At 27.5% G+C, this 2133-nt stretch carries 2 protein-coding genes and 1 pseudogene; 1 reads left to right on the top strand and 2 read right to left on the bottom strand.

The features are described 5' to 3' along the window. Window positions 1-18 precede the first annotated feature (18 nt). Both EGH73_RS00185 and EGH73_RS00180 read right to left on the bottom strand, forming a co-directional pair. Window positions 19-1581 carry a helicase HerA domain-containing protein gene (locus EGH73_RS00185; RefSeq protein ID WP_123280144.1) on the bottom strand — a complete coding sequence of 521 codons (1563 nt, stop codon included), beginning with the start codon at window positions 1579-1581 and terminating at the stop codon, window positions 19-21. Between the two features lie 4 nt (window positions 1582-1585). Continuing rightward, complete coding sequence (locus tag EGH73_RS00180; protein WP_184808040.1) at window positions 1586-1915, bottom strand: SIR2 family protein; 330 nt, start codon at window positions 1913-1915, stop codon at window positions 1586-1588. Window positions 1916-2031: 116 nt separating this feature from the next. Between EGH73_RS00180 and EGH73_RS00175 the strand changes: the two are divergent. Further along, window positions 2032-2133, top strand: a pseudogene (locus EGH73_RS00175) (IS1595 family transposase); the annotation flags it as partial.

Raw genomic sequence — 2133 nt, 5'->3', positions numbered from 1 at the left:
TTTATAATGCACTACGGGTTAATCTGTATCTTTTTTAATATATCTGTGGGCTTCGTCTAACACTAAATGAATTGGATTTTTTTTTCGTTGCTCACCTGTTAATCTTTTTCTGTGATCAAAAACAATTCTACATAAAACACTGGACGTAAGTTCAAGAATATCTCTTGAAAGCTCACTTGAATCAATTACTATAAGTTGTTTTTTATCTTCTGAATCTATAAACAATACTTTTTTTAGATAATCACTTTCATCAGAATATTTATTTTCAACTTTCATAAAATTACACTCTGAATTATCTAAAAAATAATCTAGACGAGACATCATGGTTGAAGTATTATCATAAATCTTATAATTTCCCTTTGCATTTTCTTCTAGCAAAACAATTTCGCATGCAATTTTTAGAAATTTATAATCGTAATAATTTCCATGTTTTAGTTTTGTTGCTTCAACTTCTACCGCAGTATCAAAACTAATTTTATCTTTTAAGGTTTCAATTGCAATCTTCAGATTATTATTTTGAACACCGTAAGAAAGCGTACACTTTTCAAGAACAAACGAAATATCAGATAATAGTTCATTTACACTTTCATTTTTTTTAAAACTAGTTTTTATTATAGATTGAATTTTTCTAATTGCACTTGCCGCGGAGGTTACATTTGCAGTATCACTATCTACCCTGCTAAAAATGAAATCTAGAATGTTTACGAGTTTATATCGTAAATAATTAATATATGTTTCTTGCATTACCGAATCATCAGTGTCTATCTTGTAAAATCTATAACATTCTTGAAGGACCCTATCCCAAAAAGGCTTTTGAGTTTTATCAGAAGCCATTAGAAATGCAGACCATTCATCTAAGTTCATTAAATAATAAGGTAACTCAAATTTCTGGTGCTCTTTTGAAATTTGCGGTTTGTAAAAATGAGTTGAAATATCATTTGAAACACCTTTATTAAAAGCATTTTTATATTCACCGTTTACATCTAAAAGAATCACTTTGATACCTGCACCAATGTTATTCTTCTTTCTTAATAGTTCTTGCAATATATGTGAAATTGTGTTTGATTTACCGCTTCCACTATTTCCTAAAATAGCAGTATGAATACCGAACAATTTATTAATATTTATATCCACATGATAATTGATAAAATTTTTACTAATTCCAATATCAAAATAACTATGAATCTTTGAATCTGATGATACAATTTCTTTATCTGTGAAAATTGTTCTCATATTTTCTTCTGTTACAATCTGTACATCTGAATAAATTGAAGGGAAAATACCTACACCCATTGAAAATGAGTTATTTTTGAAAAGTGTGCCAATTGGTTTTATTATCAACTCTCTAGAACTATCCAAATTAAACTCACTGAATGGTTTAGAATCATTACTACTATCAAGAACAGAAATAACCTCACAAACAATAGAATCCCCCAAAGAATTATTAACTTTTAGATAACTTCCAATATTGCCAAAATAATAAACTTTTCCAGAAATATTTACAGTTGATATTTTTGTATTATGAAATAACTTTACTCTAAATTTATCATATTCAACAGATACAATTTTACCTATTCTCATTCAATTATTTTTTTAATTGTTTAATAAATTCATTCAACATGATGTTTTCATCTTTGAACATATCTATATCAGGCATCAGATTTTTAACTATATAATTAAAATAATGAATATTATTTCCAGATGTATCCTTTCCATAAATCTTAAATATTCTATTATCATTAATTTTTGCAACACTACTGTCTGTAACACTATTAATAATTACTAAATTAATTGTAGTATTTGTTGCTAAAGCTTGGTAAATAATATTATTAACATGTTCATCACTGAAACTATAACCAATAACAAAAATTACAGTGTGTGGTTCTAATAATTTTTTTTGAAATTCTCTAAACATCTCTGTATATGGACTCCCCAGACTTTTATTCTGCTTGGTCGGCGTAGGATATATTAATGTATAATGAATCCTCGATATATTACCTAAATTTTGTAACTTAGTATCAAATAGTTATCATGAACCTACTCAATTTCGTAGAGCAATATCCTGATGAGGCAAGTTGCAAATCAAAATGGAAAGAATTTCGGGACAAGCAAGGCGTAGAATGTCCCAAATGC

It is taken from the genome of Epilithonimonas hominis, assembly GCF_003730015.1.
In the GTDB taxonomy this organism is placed as follows: domain Bacteria; phylum Bacteroidota; class Bacteroidia; order Flavobacteriales; family Weeksellaceae; genus Epilithonimonas; species Epilithonimonas hominis.
The sequence above is the reverse complement of the archived record's forward strand: the minus strand, read 5'-3'. Positions and strand labels throughout refer to the sequence as shown.

Coding starts and splice junctions, on each gene's coding strand:
- EGH73_RS00180 (WP_184808040.1), bottom strand. CDS start 1,915: ATGTTTAGAGAATTTCAAAAAAAATTATTAGAACCACACACTGTAATT.
- EGH73_RS00185 (WP_123280144.1), bottom strand. CDS start 1,581: ATGAGAATAGGTAAAATTGTATCTGTTGAATATGATAAATTTAGAGTA.